This window comes from Arthrobacter sp. KUASC02 (assembly GCF_059739395.1).
In genome coordinates this window covers 2132801-2152793 of the sequence record NZ_AP046053.1, presented here as the reverse complement: position 1 = coordinate 2152793, position 19993 = coordinate 2132801, and the positions used below count along the sequence as shown (strand labels likewise).

Genomic DNA, 19993 nt, shown 5'->3' with positions numbered 1-19993 from the left:
GAGTCGGGGTGACAGGATTTGAACCTGCGACTTCCTGCTCCCAAAGCAGGCGCTCTAGCCAAGCTGAGCTACACCCCGTAAGTGCACAGAACAGTCTACGGTCATATCGGCCGGATATGCACATTTGACACCGGGGCCCTGAATTAGGTTTAGTTATATCCGGCTCGAGCAGCCGACCGGAAGTGCAGCGCCGCAAGCGACGTACAGCATGTAGACGTACAGTAGTAGCAGCGCACTCCCGGGGACGTAGCTTAATGGTAAAGCCTCAGTCTTCCAAACTGATTACGCGGGTTCGATTCCCGTCGTCCCCTCCAGGACACCAGTCTTCTCCAAGACAACAAACAGCCCCTCTCCGGAGGGGCTTTTTTGTTCCCCTTTTTTGTTCCCTGCCTTGTTTTTGTTCCCTGCCTCGTTCCCTTAGGAACCCTGCTGGCACACAGGGCACCAGTAGAGTTTGCGGGCAGCCAGGTCCGTCAGCGCCACGGGGGTGCGGCAGTTGCGGCATTCGAGGCCCTGCCGCCGGTAGACGAAGTGGGATTCCTCGGGCGCCGGCAGTCCGGCAGCCGGCTCTGTCCAGTAGCTGGGAGGCGTGGTAATGATCCTGCCGTCGCGGACGCCGTCGGACATCACGGCAACGGTGTCCTCCCACAGTGCGCCGGCCGCACCGGCGTCCAGGGCACGGCCCGGCAGCCAGGGGTCCAATCCCTGGCGGAAGAGCAGTTCTGCACGGTAGACATTCCCGACGCCGGCAATCACCTTCTGGTCCATGAGCAGAGCCGCCAGGGGCGTCTTCCGCGCCGTCACTCCGGTGACGAAGGCTTCCCGGTCCCCGGGAAGGTTGCGGAGCGGGTCCGGCCCAAGCCGTGCCAGGACGGCGCCGGCCTCAGCCTCGGTGATGGCGTGGCAGGTGGTGGCGCCCCGGAGGTCAGCCCAGCCGTGGGCGCCTGCCAGCCTGACCCGGACCGCACCGACAGGCGCCGGCGGGCCGGAGTAAACCGAACCGTCGTCCGCTGAAGCTGCGGCGCCGTCGTCGAACACTTCCCGCTCCCCCACTTTCCGGGGCGCTCCGATGCTGGAGGCACCGCGGAAGGAGGCGTCACCGCCGAAATCCCACGCACCGTACAGGCCAAGGTGCACGTGCAGGACGAGCCCGCGGTCGAAGTGCAGGAACAAGTGCTTGCCGTGGGCCACCGTGCCCACGAGCGTGCTGGCGTCCAGCAGCGCCGCGCCGTCGGCGAACCGCCCCTGCGGACTGGAAACAGCGAGTCTCTGCCCGGAGAACACGTCCGCAAACTGGCGTGCCAGCCGGTGGACCGAATGCCCCTCCGGCACTAGGCGATAACCTCGCCGGTGTTCTCGTAGGCCGCGATCTTGCCGATGCGGCGGACGTGGCGTTCGTCGTTGCTGAACGGTTCCTGCAGGAAGGCCTCGATGATTTCCGTTGCTTCGTCCACGCTGTGCTGGCGGCCGCCGACTGCAACGACGTTGGCGTCGTTGTGCTCGCGCGCCAGCGTTGCGGTGGACAGGTTCCAGGCCAGCGCGGCCCGCACGCCCTTGACCTTGTTGGCGGCGATCTGCTCGCCGTTTCCGGAGCCGCCCAGCACGATGCCCAGGGCGTTCACTCCGGCAGCCTGGTCCGCCACGACGGCGAGCGCTGCGTTGATGCAGAAGGAGGGGTAGTCATCCAGGGCGTCGTAGACCTTGGGCCCGTGGTCCACCACGTCGTAGCCCTTGGCCGTGAGGTGGGACACGAGGTGGGCGCTGAGCTCCATGCCGGCGTGGTCGGTGGCGATGTGGACGCGCGGAAAATCGGAAGATGTGGTCACGGCAAGGTCCGTTCAGTCATAAGCACCGGTAGGCTTCCGGGCTGCTTCGGGGGGTCGCATTCAAGCGTACTAGGGTGCGGGCACAGGCTGCCTGCCATGAACACTCTGCGGACGCCCGGGCCGGCGGGCCCGGCGCCACGGCACCCAGGGCCGGCGGACTCAGGGCCGGCGGGCTCAGGGCCGGCGGGCTCAGGGCTGGGGCGGGCGCTTCTCGCCGCGGGCCCGGGCAGCTACGCGGGACAGGACGGCGGCCACCCTTTCGGCCGAGTCGGGACTGCCGCCGCTGACGGCCGCTTTCCGGCCGTCTGCGCGGTTGACGACGACGGCGGGTCCGCTGCTGACCAGCATGGCGGTGGTCCCGCCGTGGTGGCGGTAGCCCCAGCCGCCATAGTCTGCGGCGCGGACATCGGCCGGGGTTGCCGAGGAAATCGCCGACGCCGGAATTTCCATCACGCGGACGAATCCGGCGGCGAAAACCCGCAAACCGCTCCGGTCAACGATGATACGGGCGAAGAGGAAGGCGGCCGCCAGCACCGCCAGCACCACCAGGAGTGCACCCAGCCACGGGAGGGCGATGGAGACCAGCGCTGCCGGGAACAGCGAGGCGACGCCCAGCATCACAAACACCGAACTGCGCGCATGGACCCACAGCCGTACTGAATCCGACGCCAGCTCGGGGTCCGATTCGCGCTCCAGTGCGTCCCGCAAGGCGCGCTCATCGTCCACAGACCACCGCTCGTCGGCCTTGAAAACGAAGCCCATGATGACGCCCAGGGGTAGTGCCGCCCCGCTCCCGAGGGCCAGGACGGACATATCAACACGTGCTTCGCGGACGTCGGCGATTCCCGCCTGGCCCACGAGGACTGCTGCCAGCACCGTGGTGACAAAGAGACTTAGGGTGAGCCCGGCGCCCATTATCACACGTCGCATGACGGCGGGCCGGCTCAACGGCACGGCCTGCCCCAGGACGAGCCAGCCCACCACCGCGATGATCAGGCCGCCGCAGGTCACGAAGGCGGAGAACGGCGCAAAGCCGGCCGGTCCGGTCCCGGACCACAGCACCGCCATGGGGTCCGGCACGTCCGTCCGGAGCAGGAAGGCACAGACGACGAATGCGGCGGCCAGCAACGCAGGGAAACCCACCGCGAACCGCAAAGCCCTGACGTCCACCGAGTCCCTGAACTTTCCCATACCCCAACGCTACTCCGTGCCGATGCCGCGTGATCCACCTAACTTGCCATCGCCGGGTGAAGTGAAAGAATAACTTCACAGTGCCGGCGATGACCGTTGCCGGCCGGCAACCGCAACCCTTTCTGGAGGCCCCACCTTGCCAGGCATGAACCTGACGCGCGCCGAAGCCCGTGAGCGCGCCAACCTCATCTCCGTTGAGTCCTACGACGTCAGCCTGGACCTGACCCAGGGTGACAAAGTCTTCGGATCCACTACCGCCGTAAAGTTCAGCGCCCGGCCCGGATCCTCCACCTTCATCGACGCGGTTACCCACAAGGTTCACAGTGTCATGCTGAACGGCGTTGAACTCGACCCGGCGGAGGTGTCGGACGGTGTCCGCATCCAACTGCCGTACCTCGCGGCGGAGAACGATCTGCTGGTGGTTGCCGACGCCCCGTACATGAACACCGGCGAAGGACTGCACCGCTTCGTGGACCCCGTCGACAACGAGGTCTACCTGTATACGCAGTTCGAGGTTCCGGATTCGCGCCGGATGTTCGCGGTGTTCGAGCAGCCCGACCTCAAGGCGAGCTTTACGTTCACCGTCACCGCGCCGTCGCACTGGGACCTGGTGTCCAACTCCCCCACGCCTGTCCCCATCGAAACCATTCCCGGTGAAGACGGCGGCGCACGCTCGGTCTGGGAGTTCGCCGCCACACCCCGGCTGTCCTCCTACGTCACGGCACTGATCGCCGGTCCGTACCAGTCGGTGCGCAGCGAGGTGAAGTGCGCCGACGGGCGCATCGTTCCCCTGGGTGTGTTTGCGCGCAAGTCGCTCATGCAATACCTCGACGCCGACAACATCTTCGAACTCACCCGGCAGGGATTCGAGTTCTTCGAGGCGCAGTTCGGCTGCCCCTACCCGTTCGCGAAGTACGACCAGCTCTTCGTGCCCGAGTTCAATGCCGGCGCCATGGAAAACGCCGGCGCCGTGACCATCCTGGAAGGCTACGTTTTCCGCGGCAAGGTCACGGGCGCGCAGGTGGAACGCCGCGCCATCACCGTCCTGCACGAGCTCGCGCACATGTGGTTCGGCGATCTGGTCACCATGCGCTGGTGGAACGACCTGTGGCTCAACGAATCGTTCGCCGAGTACATGTCGCACCTGGCGGCGGTGGAGAACACCGAGTTTGACCATGCCTGGACCACATTTGCCTCGGTGGAGAAGTCCTGGGCCTACCGCCAGGACCAGCTGCCCACCACGCACCCCATCTTCGCCGAGATCAACGACCTGCAGGACGTTGAAGTGAACTTCGACGGCATCACCTACGCCAAGGGCGCCTCGGTTCTGCGCCAGCTGGTGGCCTGGGTCGGTCCGGAGCAGTTCATGTCCGGAGTGCGCGAGTATTTCAGCAAGCACGCCTGGCAGAACACCGAGCTCAGCGACCTCATGGTTGAGCTGGAAAAGGCCAGTGGCCGCGACCTGGACGAGTGGGGGCGGCTGTGGCTGGAAACCGCCGGTGTCAACACGTTGACTCTCGATGTGGCGGTGGATTCTGCCGGAGCCATCACCTCGTTCAGCATCGTGCAGTCCGCGGTGGCCGAGCAGCCCACCCTTCGCCCGCACCGCCTCGCTGTCGGGTTCTACGACGTCACTGACGGGCAGCTTGTCCGGGTGCACCGCGAGGAACTGGACGTCGACGGGGAACGGACCGAGGTGCCCGGCCTGGCCGGTCTGCGCCAGCCGGACCTGATCCTGCTGAACGACGACGACCTCGCCTATGCCAAGGTCCGGCTCGATCCGAAGTCGCTGGCCACCGCAACGGCCCACCTGAAGGACTTCCGCGAGAGCCTGCCGCGGACGCTCGTCTGGGGTTCCGCCTGGGACGCTGCCCGCGACGGCGAAACCCCGGCCCGCGGCTACGTCGAACTGATCCTCGCCAACATCGCGTCCGAATCCGATTCCTCGGTGATCCTGGTCCAGCTCCGGCAGCTGGCCACAACGCTCAGCTATTACGTAGCCGAGGAACACCGGGAAAAGACGTCCATAGCCGCAGCGGACACTCTCTGGGACCTGGCCGGTTCCGTGCCGGCGGGCTCGGATGCGCAACTGCAGTTCGTGAAGTCCTTCGCGCTGCTGGCGCGCAGCGACGGCCAGCTGGATACCGTTTCGGCGCTGCTGGACGGCTCGGCATCCCTGGCAGGCCTCACCGTCGACCAGGATCTGCGGTGGGAGCTGCTTGCTTCGCTGGTAGCCGGCGGCCGGGCAGGCCAGGACCGGATCGACGCTGAACTTGAGCGGGACAACACCGCGAACGGCCAGAACGCGGCCGCGCTGGCCAAGGCCGCCATCCCCACGCCCGAGGCCAAGGCTGCGGCCTGGGATTCCATCGTGGTGAAGGGCGAGCTGTCCAACGCCCTGCAGGCATCCGCGGTGGCAGGATTCACCCGGGTGCTGGACCCGGCTCTGCTGGCGCCGTACACGGAGAAGTATTTCGACGCCGTTCCCGGCATCGTTGCCAACCGCACCCATGCGCTTGCCCAGCAGATCGTCGTCGGACTTTACCCGGCCCAGCAGACCACGCAGGAAACTGTGGACCGGACGGACGAGTTCCTGGCCGCGCTGCCGGAGGACAGCACCGCGCTGCGGCGCATGATGCTGGAGAACCGCGACGGCGTGGCGCGCGCGCTGCGGGCCCGCGAGGCCGACATCGGATAGCCGCCGGCATCTGTTCCCACGAACCGGAACCCCGGAGCTGGCGTGCTGCTGCTCCGGGGTTCCGGCGTTCGGCCGATGTGGAGTTGCGGCGTCACTAGAATTGCGGCATGAAGCTTGATGAGCACCGCTACGCCGTGACTGTCCGATGGACCGGGAACCGGGGGGACGGAACGTCGACCTACCGGGGGTATTCCCGCGACCACGACATCGAGATCCCCGGCCTTCCCGTCCTCAAGGGGTCGGCCGACCCCACCTTCCACGGGGACAAGACGCGGTACAACCCCGAACAGCTGCTGTTGACCGCCCTCTCGCAGTGCCACATGCTCTCTTTCCTGCACGTGGCAGTGAAGCACGGCGTGGTGGTAACGGCGTACGAGGACCGCGCCGCGGGCCTGATGCGGACCAACCGCGACGGCAGCGGCCAGTTCGAATCCGCCACGCTCAGGCCCGAAGTGACGGTGGCCGCCGCCGTGGACGACGCGCTCATGGAACAGCTGCATCACGAGGCAAACAAGGTCTGCTTCATTGCCCGGAGCGTGAACTTTCCCGTGCTCCACGAACCCTCGGTGCACGTTGAGGAACCCTAGCCCCAGGCAGGGAATGGTCAGGGCAGGAATTCTTCCACGAGCCGCCGCTCAGTCCCGGCACTGAGCCCGGCTTTCCGTTCCCTGTCCAGGCCGCGGCGGCGTTCGTCCTCGAGCGTGTCCCGCAATGTCTCCTGCCACGGCCGCAGGTTGAGTCCGGCCGCAACAGCGGCCGCGTTGGAGCGTGTGGCGAAACCGTCGTGTCCCGCCGGGAGCCAGAGCGGCAGCGAATCCGGACCTGCCCAGTACCCGATCCCCCGGGCAACCAGCCAGTCTTCCGGGACGCTGTACGTCCGGCCGGAATACATACCCTGCCGCTGGGATTCATCCAGGTAGTCATCGAACCGCACGCCGGTGCCCACCGCATTCGAGGCACCCGTGATCTGCAGTCCGGCGGCCTTCAGGATCCACGCGGCGAGATCGCGGACGTCGATCACCTGCGTTGCACTGGAGCCGATGTCCGGAACGATGGCGGGTTTGCCATCCCGGGCAAACCGTGCGGGCCAGTAGCCGTAACGGTCCGAACTGTCGCCGGGACCACCGATCAGCCCCGCCCGGCAGAGGTGGACCTTACCCTCGGCGATGGTTGCCGCGTAGTGCTCAATCGCCGATTTAGCCTCGCCGTAATTCTCCGGGGCAGCGGCTGTGCCCGGGGTGAGCGGCGGTAACAAACCCGCGCTTTCGTCTTCGCCCGGCACCGAATGGTCTGCGTAAACGGAGCAACTGGACACCACGGTCCAGTGCGCTGCCACGGGCGCCAGAGCCTCCAGCGCGTCCCGGGCGTGCTCCGGATCACGGGTTACGTCGATGACGGCGTCCCAGTCCCCTGCGGCCTGTTCATAGGACTGGCGCCCGGCGGCCCGATCGGCCCGCAGCCAGGCCGTTCCCTCCGGCGGGACGGCCGCCGAGCCGCGGGCCAGGCAGGTAACATCATGGCCCGCGGCGGCCGCCTGCCGGGCAATTTCGGCGGACAGGAAAGCGGTGCCGCCAAGAATCAGGATGCGCATGTGGCCACGCTACGGCGCTAGTGTTGAAGGTGAACAGAGTGTTATGCGCCCGGCGAACGCCCGGCAGCTCCGGCGGAAGCCGATAAGCAATAAGGAGCATCCCTGCCGATGTACAGCATGTTGTCGATCACCCCGCCCGCCACACCGGATATTTCCGGAATCAACGCCGCAGGAATTGTGATCAGCATCGGAGTGGGCGTCACGATCTGGCTCGTCGCGTCCTTCGTGATAGCCGGAATCACCAAGAGCGTGGCCGCCGGCACCACCTTCTTCAAGAAACCGCACTTCCGCTGGGTGGCCCCGGCCCTGCGGGCACTGGACCACGAACGCCGGGTCCAGCGTGCCAAAACAATCGGATCCCTGCTGAACAGCGTGGCGGGTGTCCTCATCGCCGTGATCACGATTATGTACGTCCTCAAGAACCTGGACGTGGACATCGCGCCGCTGCTGACAAGCGTGGGTATCCTGGGTGTCGCCATCGGCTTCGGCGCCCAGCAGCTGATCCGCGACTTCCTCGCCGGCATCTTCATCACCATCGAGGATCAGTACGGCATCGGCGACATCATTGAGACCAGTGAAGTGGTGGGCACCGTCGAATCCATGGGCCTGCGCATCACCCGCGTCCGTTCCGACGACGGCGCCATCTGGTACCTGCGCAACGGCGAAATCCTTCGGGTGGGCAACCGCTCCCAGGGAAACTATGTAGCCCCGGTGGACGAATCCGCGGAGGCGCCCGCCCCTGAGACCGCACCCCAGCAGAAGGCCGGAGAATAGAACCATGACGATTCCCAGCGCCGGCGAACCCCGCCAGCCACAGCAGCTGATGCAGAACGATCCGTTCACGCAGCCTGGCTACACCGACAACTTCTACGACGCAGTGGGCGGCCACGAGACGTTCGTGAAGCTCATTGACGTCTTCTACGACGGCGTGGCCACCGACCCGCTGCTCCGGCCGATGTATCCGGAAGAGGACCTGGGGCCGGCGAAAAGGCGTTTCCTGATGTTCCTCGAGCAGTACTGGGGCGGCCCCACCACCTATGGCGAGGAACGCGGACACCCGCGGCTGCGCATGCGCCACATGCCGTTCCGCGTCACCCCCGAAGCGAAGGAGCGGTGGCTGCACCACATGCGCGCAGCAGTGGACGCGCTGGAACTTCCGCCGCTCTATGAAGGCACCCTGTGGGACTACATGGAGCGGGCAGCGCTGTCGATGGTGAACAGCCCCTCGGACGCCTGAGAACGCTTCCGCATCCCGGCCGACACGCGGTTAGCGCCGTTTCCGCCGCGTCGCGAGTGCGGCGCGTGCGTTGCCGCCGGCATGCACCAGCAAGGCAATCAGAAGGAACGCCACCAGCACCTGGGCCGTCGTCGTCAACGCGGCCGGCCAGCCGCCCTCGAGTGTCGGATCGAGGAAGTCGTATACGTACCACCCGTCGATTGCCCCGCGCATCCAGGAGTAGACCAGGAAAGCGGACGGGTAGATGAGCCAGGTGAGCGGCCGGGACAATTTTCCGCGGACGGTTTTCGTGACCAGGAGCCAGTCGAGGGCTATGAACAGCGGAGCCAGGCGGTGGTGTGCCAGCTGGGGCCAGTACATGTCCCAGCTCCACCACGGCTCGTCCGGCGGGGCGACGAGGACCGCGTAGATGATTCCTGTCATGACCAGATAGAACGTGAGTGCGCCCAGCAAATGGTCCCACCACTCCGGCAGCCTCGCCCGCGTCCGCGCGGCGGAATAAACAAGGACCAGTCCGAGGACGAGGTTCGACTGGACTGTGAACTCCGAGTAGAGCTGGCCGATGTCCACATCGCTGCCCGGAAGCGTGGCGTCGTACGTTTTCCGGACCAGGGCCACCAGGACGAAGAGGCCGACTGCAACGCGGAGCAGGCGGATCCAGACGCGGTCGGGATGCAGCGCATCGTTGAAGCCGGGGTGCCGCTCGATCGGGGGAACCAGGATGGCCACGTCGCTCATGCGGTCAGTATGTCAGGCTGCCGCGCCCGGCAGGGAGGAGCTAAAGTCCCGACCCTGTGCGCGCCAGGACGTGGCCGCGGGATCCGCTGAGCCTGAACCAGCACCGGCACATGTTCAGAGGACGGTGATCTCTCCTGCGAGATGGGCGACTGCGACGCCCGCGTGCACCCGGACAGCATCGACCAGACAGTCGTCGTCCGCGTAAAATCCCGGGCTGTGATTGGGGAAGAGTCCGCGGCCGCCCTCCAGCGGCCGCAGCTCATCGGCGTCCATCTGCGTATCCTGGACCCCGAAGCTCAGGTAGGCGCCGCCAAAGGCGTTGACGAACTCCGACATGTCGTCGTAGCCCAGCGTCAGCGGCACTTCGACGACCCTCCCCGGACCGAGGATCCGGCTGAGCGTTGGCAGCATGGCATCAATCCACTGCGGCCGGTTGACGACTGACGGCACGGGCTGCAGGAACTCCGTTTCGGCCGTGCAGCCGTAGGCCGCCGCCTGGTGCCCGGCAAGTCGCAGCAGTTTCTGCTGAACGGCGTGCATGTCGGATTCTACGGCGCAGCGGATTGTCCCGAACAGGGTCACCGTCTGGCCGATGATGTTAAACCGGCCCGCGTCCTCAACGTGGCCAACACTGACGGAGACGGCATGGTAGGCAGGAACCTGCCGGTAGAGCTCACCAATTCCGCCGATGATTCCCGCGGCCGCCGGCATCGGGTCTATCCCCATCCACGGCGTGGAGCCGTGCACCTGCAGGCCCGTGATGGTGATCCGCACGACGCACGAGGACGCATATGCGGTTCCGGCACGATAGCCCACCACGCCGGCAGGCAACGGCGAGACGTGCAGGCCGAACATCATCGTTGGTTCCGGGTCAGCCAGGGCTCCAGCGGCGAGCATGGCACGCGCTCCCCCGGTCTCGTTCAGCGGCGGCCCTTCCTCGGCTGGCTGGAAGACGAAGACAACTGTGCCGGGCAGCCGGTCGCGAACCTCCGCCAGGACACCGGCCGTGGCGAGCACCACCGCCGTATGGCAGTCATGGCCGCATGCGTGGGAGACCGGGTGGGGACCGCCCGGATACCCGTCGTCAATGGCTGTCGACGCGAACTCCAGGCCGGATGCCTCGGCGACCGGAAGGGCGTCCATATCCGCACGGAGGGCAGCGACCCTGTCCCCCGGCAGTCCCCCGCGCAGGACCCCCACGACGCCGTACCCGGCGATGCCGGTGCGGACCTCGTCGAGGCCAAGGGACCGCAGATGACCTGCGACCAGTGCGGATGTGGTTCTCTCGCGGTTGGAGAGCTCCGGGTGTTGGTGCAACCGGTGACGGAGCGCGATCAGCTCGGCACGGCGCGCCCGGGCCATGCGGTCAATTAGGGGGCCGAACTCCGTTGACATCGCTCGATATCCCTTCCGCCGGCAACAAGGGAGCTAAAGTCCCGACCCTGTGCGCGCCAGGACGTGTCCGCGGGATCCGCTGAGCCTGAACCAGCGACCCGCCCGGTAGAGCTGCTGTTCGCTGTCGGCGAGGAATCCGAGGGTGAGGGCGGCGAAGGCCGCTCCCAGCGGCAGCCCGGCAGCTCCGGGGAGTTCCCTGCCCCAGACTGTGGCCCGGGCGTTGTTGACGATCAGCGCGCCGGGTTTGTCCGGGATGATGGCGGCGATCTCGGTGATGCCGGCCTCGGCGGCCTGGCGCAGTTCAGCGTCCGCCAGTGTGGCCACGCGCTCCCAGCCCGTGCGTGGCGCGCCCACGCCCGCCCACGATTCGGTGACGGTCATGGGCGGCAGCGGCAGTTCGACGTCGTTCTCCCCTGCCCGGGCGAGCCGGTCCAGCACTGCCGAAATCGGGACGGTGACGTCCGTGTCCGCCGGCTGCGCGAGGGCCATGGTCCGCAGCCCGAGGATCGTCGGCGTCGCCTCGCCCAGCAGCCTGGGGCGCAGCACGCACACGTAGGCGGCCAGCACCGGGCCGGACGCCTGGAGGCGGATGGCGCCGTCGTCGATCGACTTGGCGCGGGTGGCAAAGGTGCGCAGATCGGCGAGGTCGCGGGGATCGGTGAACTGCAGGGGCTGGGTTAGGACGTCAGACACAATATCGACTCTACCGGCTGTGCCTCTTTGGGACGGCGCCGGAGTCACGTCTAAAGTCGAACCATGACTGAAGCCGACGCCGGACCGCAGGGGACACCGCCCCCGGACCCCACCTCCTCGCTCATTGAACTCCTTGACCTCGGCGAGCTTGAGGGGGCCAGGACCGATGAGGACATCTTCATGGGCCCGTCCCAGCGGCAGCCGCGGCAGCGCGTCTTCGGCGGCCAGGTCCTGGCACAATCGCTCATCGCCGCGAATCGTACCGTTGACCCCGCGCGCAGCGTCCATTCCATGCACGGATACTTCCTGCGCCCGGGTGATGCCAACAAGCCCATTACGTTCGGTGTCCAGCGGCTGCGGGACGGCCGTTCGTTCTCCGCCCGCCGGGTGCACGCGTACCAGGACGGCATGCCCATCCTGTCCATGATCGCCTCCTTCCAGGAGGAAGACGAGGGAATCGACCACCAGTCCGCCATGCCCGCGGGCATTCCCGACCCCGAATCGCTGCCCAGCACGGCGGACCTCCTGGGCAAGTTCGACCACCCGGTGGCACGGCACTGGGCCTACGAGCGTCCCTTCGATATCCGGCACGTGGACCCGCCGCTGTACGTTTCGGCCAACGGCGAGAGAGACGCCCGCAATGCCGTGTGGATGAAGACCTTCGGGCCGATGCCGGATGACGCCAACACGCACCGCGCGGCCCTTGCCTACGCCAGTGACTACACGCTGCTGGAATCCATTCTGCGCAGACACGGTCTCAGCTGGATCACGCCGGGCATGAGCGTCGCAAGCCTCGACCATGCCATGTGGTGGCACCGGCCCGTGCGCGTCGATGAATGGCTGCTGTACGTCCAGGAATCTCCCAGCGCCCAGGGCGCCCGCGGGCTGGCCACCGGCAAGATCTTCAGCCGGGACGGCCAGCACGTCGCAACGGTGGCCCAGGAGGGCATGGTCCGGGTTCCCACCGACCTCAAAAACAAGGTAGCGGGCGCTGTCCAGGCCAAGGTCCTCCAGCACCAGCTGCGCAAGGCCGGGAAGGGCTGACCCGGCAGTTCCGGTGAACAGCCGACGACGGCCCGCTCCTGCCCGTGAGCAGGAGTGCAAGAAGGCCGGCTCCCCTCGGGGGAACCGGCCTTCTTGCGTGACCGCGGTGGCTGTGGAGCCTAGTCGCGGGTCAGGCGGCGGTGCGTGACGCGGTGCGGCTTGGCCGCATCGGGGCCGAGGCGCTCCACCTTGTTCTCTTCGTACGACTCGAAGTTGCCTTCGAACCAGTACCACTTCGACGGGTTTTCCTCGTCACCTTCGTAGGCGAGGATGTGGGTGGCCACCCGGTCCAGGAACCAGCGGTCGTGCGATACCACCACGGCGCAGCCGGGGAACTCCAGCAGCGCGTTCTCGAGGCTGCTGAGCGTTTCGACGTCGAGGTCGTTGGTCGGTTCGTCAAGGAGCAGCAAGTTGCCGCCCTGCTTAAGGGTGAGCGCCAGGTTCAGGCGGTTGCGCTCACCACCGGAGAGGACACCTGCCTTCTTCTGCTGGTCCGGGCCCTTGAATCCGAAGGCAGCGACGTAGGCGCGGGAGGGCATTTCAACGTGGCCCACCTGGATGTAGTCGAGGCCGTCGGACACAACTTCCCAGAGCGTCTTATTGGGGTCAATGCCGCCGCGGCTCTGGTCAGCGTAGGAGATCTTGACGGAGTCGCCGATCTTCAGGTCGCCGCCGTCCAGCGGCTCCAGGCCCACGATGGTCTTGAACAGGGTGGTCTTGCCGACACCGTTCGGGCCGATGACGCCGACGATGCCGTTACGGGGCAGCGTGAAGGACAGGCCGTCGATGAGGGTCCGGTCTTCGAAGCCCTTCTGCAGGTTCTTGGCCTCGAGCACCAGGCCGCCGAGGCGGGGTCCCGGCGGGATCTGGATCTCTTCGAAGTCGAGCTTGCGGGTCCGGTCCGCTTCCGCGGCCATTTCCTCGTAGCGGGCCAGGCGCGCCTTGGACTTGGTCTGGCGGCCCTTCGCGTTGGAGCGGACCCATTCGAGTTCTTCGGTAAGGCGCTTGGCCTGCTTGGCGTCCTTCTTGCCCTGGACTTCCAGGCGGGCGCGCTTCTTCTCCAGGTACGTGGAGTAGTTGCCTTCGTACGGGTAAAGGTGCCCGCGGTCCACCTCGGCGATCCATTCCGCGACGTGGTCGAGGAAGTACCGGTCGTGGGTGACGGCGAGGACGGCACCGGCGTAGCTGGAGAGGTGCTGCTCCAGCCACAGGACGCTTTCGGCGTCGAGGTGGTTGGTGGGCTCGTCCAGCAGCAGGAGGTCAGGCTTCTGCAGCAGGAGCTTGCACAGTGCGACGCGGCGGCGCTCACCACCGGAGAGGAGCGTGACGTCGGCATCGGCCGGCGGGCAGCGGAGGGCATCCATGGCCTGCTCGAGCTGGGAGTCGAGGTCCCATGCGTCGGCTGCGTCGATGGCTTCCTGGAGCTGGCCCATTTCCTCCAGCAGGGTGTCGTAGTCAGCGTCCGGGCTGGCCATTTCCTCGGAGATCTCGTTGAAACGCTGGATCTTGCCGTAGATCTCGCCAACGCCTTCCTGGACGTTGCCCAGGACCGTCTTCTCCTCGTTCAGCGGCGGCTCCTGGAGCAGGATGCCCACCGTGTAGCCGGGGCTCAGCCGTGCCTCACCGTTGGAGGGAGTGTCCAGGCCAGCCATGATCTTGAGGATGGTGGACTTACCGGCACCGTTGGGGCCAACAACACCGATCTTGGCACCAGGGAAGAAGGACATGCTCACGTCGTCGAGAATGAGTTTTTCGCCAACAGCCTTGCGGGCCTTGGTCATTGTGTAGATAAATTCCGCCATGGTTCCAAATCTAGTGGGTCGGCGGGGTTAACTCACATTCGCGGTTGTCATTGGCAGGCGCCTTGGTGGCGGTTCGCGCCAGGCTCAGCCGCCGACGAAGCACTTTCCCGTTGCCAGCACGGGCAGGACTGTGACGACGACACTTCCGTCGCGGATCTGGCCGATCACACAATCGGCCCCCTGCAGGGCGGCGGCCTCAATGGCGTCGACCTCCAGGCCGGTGGGCGTGCGGCTGGCGGATACCTGCAACGAACCGGCGGGTATTCCGGCGCCGGTCAAGGCCGCTGCCAGCTGTTCCTGGCCCGGTTTGGGGTTGGCCGCGGCGACGCCCTGGAGCGCGTTGGTCACAGTGTCCTTCAACCTGGCAGTCGCCGCGTCCGGTTCCGGCGCCGCGGCACTACCAGAGGCGGTGGTCCCGGCCGTCGCTGTCGGTGCCGGCTGCGCGGCCCCGGCTGCCGGCACAGCGGCCGGGGAGGCCGACTGCTGGGCCTGGGAACCGGGATCGGCGCCAGTGCCAGTGCTGGTGCAACCGGCGAGTGCCACCGCAAGCATGGAAGCGGCGAGTGCCAGCGCGGGCGAGCCTGCCAGGCGCCGTCGGGGTCCGGACTGTCGGGGTCCGGACTGTCGGGGTCCGGACTGTCGGGTTCCGAACTGTCGCGTTCCGGACCGGCTGATCCGGTCCTTGCGAATTCCGGACTGTCGCTGGGATGTCTCTGCTCGGATCACTTGGCCATTCTGCCATGCGGCACCGCAGGGGGACGGTGCCGCACTGGCGGCATCAGCGGGATCTGTTCAGGCGGCGGCCCCGGTAAGTTCGCCGGTCTCGGAATCGAGCTGCAGGACGTCGCCGTTTTCGTCGTCAACGAAGATCCCGTCTGCGGACGAGTCGCCGGTTTCATCGGGGTCGCCATGGTCGCCGATGCTCTGGGTCTCGGAGGCAGAACCTTGCGGGTCCTGGCCCGCGCCCTGTTGCGAGGGGTTGCCGGCGTTGCGGATGAAATTGGCGGAACCCCACATGAGGTCGTGGCCGACGGAATCCGCGTCGATCTCGGCGGAGTGGTAGATCCGGCCCTCCTTTTCCCAGCTCCGCATTTTGAGCCTTCCCACGATGATGACCCGCTGGCCCTTTTTGATGCTGCAGGCCATGTTCCCGGCAAGCTGCCGGTAGCCCTGGACGGTGAACCAGTTGGTATTTCCATCGACCCACGTACCGGATGCGCGATCGTACCGGCGGTCCGTGGAGCCAAGCCGGAAGGATGCCGTTGGGACGCCCCCGGGTGTGGTGGAAGTCTTGATCTCCGTGGCGACGAAGCCCCGGACGGTCATGTTGTCAGTCATCTTGGTGTCCTGTCTCGAATGATGATGCCCTAGCAGGCACCTTCAGCTTCACGCCGCAACGCCGCCGTTTCGAGGCACAGCTCCCCCTATGTGCAAAACTACGGGGAGCACGGGGGTGTGGGGGATGAGTCAAAACGCCGCAAGCCGGCTGACTGGCCGAACCCGCGCGGCACTGTAAACTTTTCTAGGCGCCGCCGGAGCAGTCCGAAAGCGCCCACGTGCCCCAGTAGCTCAGGGGATAGAGCAGCGGCCTTCTAATCCGCCGGTCGGGGGTTCGATTCCCTCCTGGGGCACAAAAATGAAGCGGCCCGCCCCTGCAGCACTGCAGCCGCGGGCCGCTTCTGATTAGCGGTGATCAACGCCGCCGGGGTGCCCCTCCGGCGTGTCATCCATCTCAGCGATGTCGGGCTCGATCGTTGCGGCCAGGTCGCCGGCAATGGAATCCCGTGCTGCCTCGTCCGCCGGCCGGGACGTGCCGTCGTCGCCGCGCGCGCTGCCGTCTTCGTCTGGAATCTCGGTCATGTGCCCAAGCTAGCCCCGGACGTCCGGATTGTCGACGGGTCACGGCTCCGCCCCAACCCGCCGCCCCCGGCAGGCGCTATGCCGTCAGCTCTCCAGCAATTCCTTGAGGTTTCCCAGCACCATGTCCCAGAGTTTCGCGGACTCCTCCGCCTCGGAATCGCTCTTATTGTTTCCCTGCCTGATGCTGACCTGCGTTCCCGCCGGCGCCTCATCCAGCCGGTACTCCACAGTGTGGTAGTTTTCCGGCACGTCCGGCAGCCCCGAGAGCGGGCTGTAATGGGTGATGCGGAGCATCTCCCCGGGCCGGTTTTTGAGCACGATGCCCTTATCCTCGTAGCTCTTGCCCTTCCACTCCCCCGCGAACGTCACGGGGTCACCTTCCCGCCAGGTAGTGGTCAGGGTGGTGCCGAGGAAATATTGTTTGACGATCGCGGGATCGGTCAGCGCCTCCCACACCACGCTTACCGGTGCCTTCACGAGCACCGTGGCTTCAGCGTCTTTGATCTGGTCCTTCATGTGCTTGCCTCCTCCGCACGACAATACGCGCGAGCCCCCGCCCTGTTAAGGGTCAGGACGACTACGGAACAGGACGAAGGCCCGGCACCGCTTGGGGCGGTACCGGGCCTCAGGACGGGTGCGGTCAGGCGGGAGTCAGTCAGGCGTACGGCAGGACGAGTCCCGCGTAACGCTCCTTCATCGTTGCCAGGACGCTGTCGCCGTCGGCGTCCCAGATTTCCTGGTTGAAGATTTCCACTTCGATGTCGCCGGTGTAGCCGGCGTCCCGGACCCAGGTGCCGATCGTGGCGAAGTCGATGACGCCGTCGCCCATCATGCCCCGGGACAACAGCGCATCGGCCGCGATGGGCAGATTGAAGTCGCACACCTGGTAGGAAGCAATGCGGTGCTCCCGGCCGGCCCGTTCAATCTGCGCCTTCAGTTCCGGATCCCACCAGACGTGGAAGGTGTCGACGGCGACGCCGACCGCCTTTGCGTCGTACGGTGCCGCCAGGTCCAGGGCCTGGCCGAGCGTGGAGATCAGGGCGCGGTCCGCGGCGTACATCGGATGCAGCGGCTCGAGCACCAGCCGGACGCCATTTTCGACGGCGAACGGAACCAGGTCGGCGAGGCGGTCGGCAACGCGCTGGCGGGCAGCCACAACGTCCTTCTCCCCCGGGGCAAGGCCGCCGACCACCAGGAACAATTCCTGCGTGTCCAGGGCCACGGCTTCGAGGATGGCGGCGCGGTTGTCGGCCAGCGCAGCAGCTTGTCCCTCGGCGTCAACCGCCGTCAGGAAGCCGCCCCGGCACAACGAGGACACCCGCAGGCCGGCGTCGCGGATGAGCTTGGCCGCCTTGTCCACGCCCGCTTCGTGCACGCGGTCACGCCACGGGCCGATGGCGGGGATGCCGGCGCGGGCGCAACCGTCAACGGCCTCGGCCAGGGTCCATTTCTTGGTGGTGGCGCTGTTCAGGGACAGCCGTGAGAAGGGGGACGGTCCTGGGTTCAAGATCATACTCCCACCCCGTTGATCCGCAGGTAGTCCGACATCCGGAAAGCGGCCAGGGCAGGGTCTTTCAGCAGACCGGCCTGGTCGGCCAGTTCGAAGGTCTTCGCCAGGTGCACCACGGAGCGGCCCGAGTGCAGTCCGCCCACCATCTGGAAACCCGGCTGCTTGCCGTTGAGCCAGGACATGAACGCGATGCCCGTCTTGTAGTAGAACGTGGGGGCGCTGAAGATGTGCTTGCCGAGTTCCCGGGTGGAGTCCAGGATGGCTCGGGCCTTGACGGCGTCGCCGGCGTCGTAGCTCTGCAGCGCGGCCGATGCCGCCGGGTAGATGGCGGCGAAAATGCCCAGCAGGGCGTCCGAGTGGTGCGTTCCGTCGCCGTCGATCAGTTCCGGGTAGTTGAAGTCGTCGCCCGTGTAGAGCCGGACGCCTTCGGGGAGGCTGGCGCGGAGCGCTACTTCGTGCGACGCGTCCAGGAGCGAGACCTTCACGCCGTCGACCTTGTCCGCGTGTTCGCGGATCAGGGACAGGAACGTATCGGTGGCCGTGGCGACGTCGTCGGAGCCCCAGTAGCCGGCCAGTGCAGGATCAAACATGGTGCCGAGCCAGTGCAGGATGACCGGCTGGTCAACTTCCTGCAGGAGGGTCGAGTAAACGTGCAGGTAGTCGTCCGCTCCGCTGGCTACCTTCGCCAGGGCCCGGGAGGCCATGAGGATCACCTTGGGACCGGCTTCGGCCACGACGGCGATCTGTTCGCGGTAGGCGTCGATGACGGCCTGGATGCCCACGGCGCCTGACGGCAGGGCGGCCGGATCCAGTTGGTCGGTACCGGCGCCGCAGGAGACGAGGTCTCGGACGGACTTGCCGGCCGTCGCCGCGCCGCCGGAAGAGACCACTGAAGCGGCCTCCACGCCGGTGCGTTTGATCAGCTGCTGGGTGGCGGCCCAGTCCAGGCCCATGCCGCGCTGCGCCGTGTCCATGGCGTCGGCAACGCCAAGGCCGTAGGACCAGAGCTCGTGGCGGTAGGCCATGGTGGCGTCCCAGTCGAGGCGGGCGGGGGCGCCCGGGGTGTTGTCCGCGGTGACTTCCGGGATGACGTGGGCCGCCGCGTAGGCGTGGCGCGAGGTGATGGGCGCCGCTGGCCTGGACCAGGCCGGGGCGGACTGGAGCCGGTACTCGCGGGTTCCGCCGTCGTGGGTGGGAAGGATCAGTGATGTCATCAGAGTGAGATCTCCGGGATGTCGATGGTGCGGCGTTCGTTGTTGGACTGCAGGCCGAGTTCGGCGAGCTGGACGCCGCGGGCGGCGGAGAGCAGGCCGAAGCGGTGTTCGCGGCCGGCGACGACGTCGCGCAGGAATTCTTCCCACTGCAGCTTGAAGCCGTTGTCCAGTTCGGCGTTGGCGGGGACTTCCTGCCACTGGCTGCGGAAGGATTCCGTGACGGGCAGGTCCGGGTTCCAGACCGGCTTGGGGGTGTGGGCGCGTTGCTGGGCGACGCACTTGTTCAGGCCGGCGACGGCTGAACCGTGGGTGCCGTCGATCTGGAACTCGACCAGTTCATCGCGGTAGACGCGGACGGCCCAGGAGGAGTTGATCTGGCCGATGACGGGCTCGCCCGCGGGGGTTTCGAGTTCGAAGATGCCGTAGGAGGCGTCGTCGGCCGTGGCTTGGTATTCCTTGCCGGCTTCATCCCAGCGGGCCGGGATGTGGGTGGCGGTCTTGGCATTAACGCTCTTGACCTTGCCGATGATGCCTTCGAGGACGTAGTTCCAGTGGCAGAACATGTCCGTGGTCATGCCGCCGCCGTCTTCCTTGCGGTAGTTCCAGGACGGGCGCTGGGCTGCCTGGACGTCGCCTTCGAAGACCCAGTAGCCGAATTCGCCGCGGATGGACAGGATGCGGCCGAAGAAGCCTTCATCCACGAGGCGGCGCAGCTTGACCAGGCCGGGCAGGTACAGCTTGTCGTGCACGACGCCGGCGGTGACGCCCGATTCCTTCCCGATCCGGGCCAGTTCGATGGCCTCTTCGAGGGTTTCGGCCGTGGGCTTTTCGGTGAAGATGTGCTTTCCGGCGCGCATGGCCTTCTTCAGCGTGGCGGCCCGGAGGCTGGTCATGGAGGCATCGAAGATGATGTCCACCGTGGGGTCGTTGATGACGGCGTCCAGGTCGGTGGACCACTCGGAGACCTTGTGCAGCTCGGCGAGCTCCCTGATCTTCGCTTCGTTGCGTCCCACCAGGATGGGCTCGACCTGCACCTTGGTGCCGTCCTCGAGCGTGAAGCCGCCGGCGTCACGGATGGGGAGGATGGAGCGCAGCAGGTGCTGGCGGTAGCCCATCCGGCCGGTGATGCCGTTCATGGCGATACGGATCGTCTTTGTTTCGAAGCCCATGTGTCCTCCACAGTTCGTTGTCTCA

At 66.6% G+C, this 19993-nt stretch carries 20 protein-coding genes and 3 tRNA genes; 7 read left to right on the top strand and 16 right to left on the bottom strand.

Annotated features, from left to right (window positions below; translation table 11 throughout):
- Positions 1–3 precede the first annotated feature (3 nt).
- A tRNA-Pro gene (locus AC6JAC_RS09875) sits at positions 4–78 on the bottom strand.
- Positions 79–240: 162 nt separating this feature from the next.
- Here AC6JAC_RS09875 and AC6JAC_RS09870 point away from each other — a divergent pair.
- A tRNA-Gly gene (locus AC6JAC_RS09870) sits at positions 241–314 on the top strand.
- A 103-nt stretch (positions 315–417) separates the two neighbouring features.
- Here the strand turns inward: AC6JAC_RS09870 and AC6JAC_RS09865 are convergent.
- The 3 genes from AC6JAC_RS09865 to AC6JAC_RS09855 form a co-directional block, all read right to left on the bottom strand.
- Entirely contained in the window at positions 418–1332 is a 915-nt protein-coding gene (locus tag AC6JAC_RS09865; RefSeq protein ID WP_347896188.1) for an Fpg/Nei family DNA glycosylase, read from the bottom strand.
- Complete coding sequence (locus AC6JAC_RS09860) at positions 1332–1826, bottom strand: ribose-5-phosphate isomerase (RefSeq protein WP_055803575.1); 495 nt, start codon at positions 1824–1826, stop codon at positions 1332–1334. Before AC6JAC_RS09860 ends, AC6JAC_RS09865 begins: the two co-directional genes overlap by 1 nt.
- A gap of 189 nt (positions 1827–2015) precedes the next feature.
- Positions 2016–3017 (bottom strand): hypothetical protein, encoded by a 1002-nt coding sequence (locus tag AC6JAC_RS09855; protein ID WP_497964492.1) that lies wholly within the window; start codon positions 3015–3017, stop codon positions 2016–2018.
- Between the two features lie 145 nt (positions 3018–3162).
- Between AC6JAC_RS09855 and pepN the strand changes: the two genes are divergently transcribed.
- Positions 3163–5715, top strand: a complete 2553-nt coding sequence (pepN, locus tag AC6JAC_RS09850; protein WP_497964490.1) for an aminopeptidase N — start codon at positions 3163–3165, stop codon at positions 5713–5715.
- Positions 5716–5822: 107 nt separating this feature from the next.
- On the top strand, positions 5823–6302 hold the full coding sequence (locus AC6JAC_RS09845; protein WP_497964488.1) for an OsmC family protein: 480 nt from the start codon (positions 5823–5825) through the stop codon (positions 6300–6302).
- 17 nt (positions 6303–6319) lie between these two features.
- Here AC6JAC_RS09845 and AC6JAC_RS09840 read toward each other — a convergent pair whose 3' ends face one another.
- A complete protein-coding gene (locus AC6JAC_RS09840; RefSeq protein WP_497964486.1) occupies positions 6320–7306 on the bottom strand; it encodes an NAD-dependent epimerase/dehydratase family protein in 987 nt (328 codons plus the stop codon).
- A gap of 108 nt (positions 7307–7414) precedes the next feature.
- Here AC6JAC_RS09840 and AC6JAC_RS09835 point away from each other — a divergent pair, with 108 nt between their 5' ends.
- Both AC6JAC_RS09835 and AC6JAC_RS09830 read left to right on the top strand, forming a co-directional pair.
- Complete coding sequence (locus AC6JAC_RS09835; RefSeq protein ID WP_028268984.1) at positions 7415–8080, top strand: mechanosensitive ion channel family protein; 666 nt, start codon at positions 7415–7417, stop codon at positions 8078–8080.
- 4 nt (positions 8081–8084) lie between these two features.
- Complete coding sequence (locus tag AC6JAC_RS09830; protein ID WP_028268983.1) at positions 8085–8543, top strand: globin; 459 nt, start codon at positions 8085–8087, stop codon at positions 8541–8543.
- A 30-nt stretch (positions 8544–8573) separates the two neighbouring features.
- Here AC6JAC_RS09830 and AC6JAC_RS09825 read toward each other — a convergent pair whose 3' ends face one another.
- The 3 genes from AC6JAC_RS09825 to AC6JAC_RS09815 all read right to left on the bottom strand — a co-directional run bounded on the left by AC6JAC_RS09825 (position 8574) and on the right by AC6JAC_RS09815 (position 11369).
- Positions 8574–9281, bottom strand: a complete 708-nt coding sequence (locus AC6JAC_RS09825) for a Pr6Pr family membrane protein (RefSeq protein WP_028268982.1) — start codon at positions 9279–9281, stop codon at positions 8574–8576.
- Positions 9282–9395: 114 nt separating this feature from the next.
- Complete coding sequence (locus AC6JAC_RS09820) at positions 9396–10676, bottom strand: M20 metallopeptidase family protein (RefSeq protein WP_497964484.1); 1281 nt, start codon at positions 10674–10676, stop codon at positions 9396–9398.
- A 33-nt stretch (positions 10677–10709) separates the two neighbouring features.
- The gene (locus AC6JAC_RS09815) at positions 10710–11369 is read right to left on the bottom strand and encodes a DUF8185 domain-containing protein (protein WP_497964482.1); all 660 of its coding nucleotides are present in this window, start codon (positions 11367–11369) and stop codon (positions 10710–10712) included.
- Positions 11370–11432: 63 nt separating this feature from the next.
- On the opposite strand from AC6JAC_RS09815, the gene AC6JAC_RS09810 reads away from it, so the two are divergent.
- Complete coding sequence (locus tag AC6JAC_RS09810) at positions 11433–12413, top strand: acyl-CoA thioesterase (RefSeq protein ID WP_497964480.1); 981 nt, start codon at positions 11433–11435, stop codon at positions 12411–12413.
- Between the two features lie 119 nt (positions 12414–12532).
- On the opposite strand, the gene ettA is transcribed toward AC6JAC_RS09810, so the two are convergent.
- The 3 genes from ettA to ssb all read right to left on the bottom strand — a co-directional run bounded on the left by ettA (position 12533) and on the right by ssb (position 15553).
- Positions 12533–14215 (bottom strand): energy-dependent translational throttle protein EttA, encoded by a 1683-nt coding sequence (gene ettA, locus AC6JAC_RS09805; protein ID WP_028268978.1) that lies wholly within the window; start codon positions 14213–14215, stop codon positions 12533–12535.
- Positions 14216–14299: 84 nt separating this feature from the next.
- Complete coding sequence (locus AC6JAC_RS09800) at positions 14300–14563, bottom strand: DUF6993 domain-containing protein (RefSeq protein WP_497964478.1); 264 nt, start codon at positions 14561–14563, stop codon at positions 14300–14302.
- Between the two features lie 444 nt (positions 14564–15007).
- A complete protein-coding gene (gene ssb, locus AC6JAC_RS09795) occupies positions 15008–15553 on the bottom strand; it encodes a single-stranded DNA-binding protein (protein WP_497964476.1) in 546 nt (181 codons plus the stop codon).
- A gap of 220 nt (positions 15554–15773) precedes the next feature.
- On the opposite strand from ssb, the gene AC6JAC_RS09790 reads away from it, so the two are divergent.
- A tRNA-Arg gene (locus AC6JAC_RS09790) sits at positions 15774–15846 on the top strand.
- Positions 15847–15898: 52 nt separating this feature from the next.
- Here AC6JAC_RS09790 and AC6JAC_RS09785 read toward each other — a convergent pair.
- From AC6JAC_RS09785 to AC6JAC_RS09765, 5 genes are all read right to left on the bottom strand, one after another.
- Entirely contained in the window at positions 15899–16075 is a 177-nt protein-coding gene (locus tag AC6JAC_RS09785; RefSeq protein WP_156037030.1) for a hypothetical protein, read from the bottom strand.
- Positions 16076–16159: 84 nt separating this feature from the next.
- Positions 16160–16591, bottom strand: coding sequence for an SRPBCC family protein (locus AC6JAC_RS09780; protein ID WP_497964474.1), 432 nt, complete (start codon positions 16589–16591; stop codon positions 16160–16162).
- 139 nt (positions 16592–16730) lie between these two features.
- Positions 16731–17588, bottom strand: coding sequence for a sugar phosphate isomerase/epimerase family protein (locus AC6JAC_RS09775; protein WP_497964472.1), 858 nt, complete (start codon positions 17586–17588; stop codon positions 16731–16733).
- Complete coding sequence (locus AC6JAC_RS09770; protein WP_497964470.1) at positions 17585–18799, bottom strand: dihydrodipicolinate synthase family protein; 1215 nt, start codon at positions 18797–18799, stop codon at positions 17585–17587. Before AC6JAC_RS09770 ends, AC6JAC_RS09775 begins: the two co-directional genes overlap by 4 nt.
- Entirely contained in the window at positions 18799–19968 is a 1170-nt protein-coding gene (locus AC6JAC_RS09765) for a Gfo/Idh/MocA family protein (RefSeq protein ID WP_497964468.1), read from the bottom strand. Before AC6JAC_RS09765 ends, AC6JAC_RS09770 begins: the two co-directional genes overlap by 1 nt.
- Positions 19969–19993 lie beyond the last annotated feature (25 nt).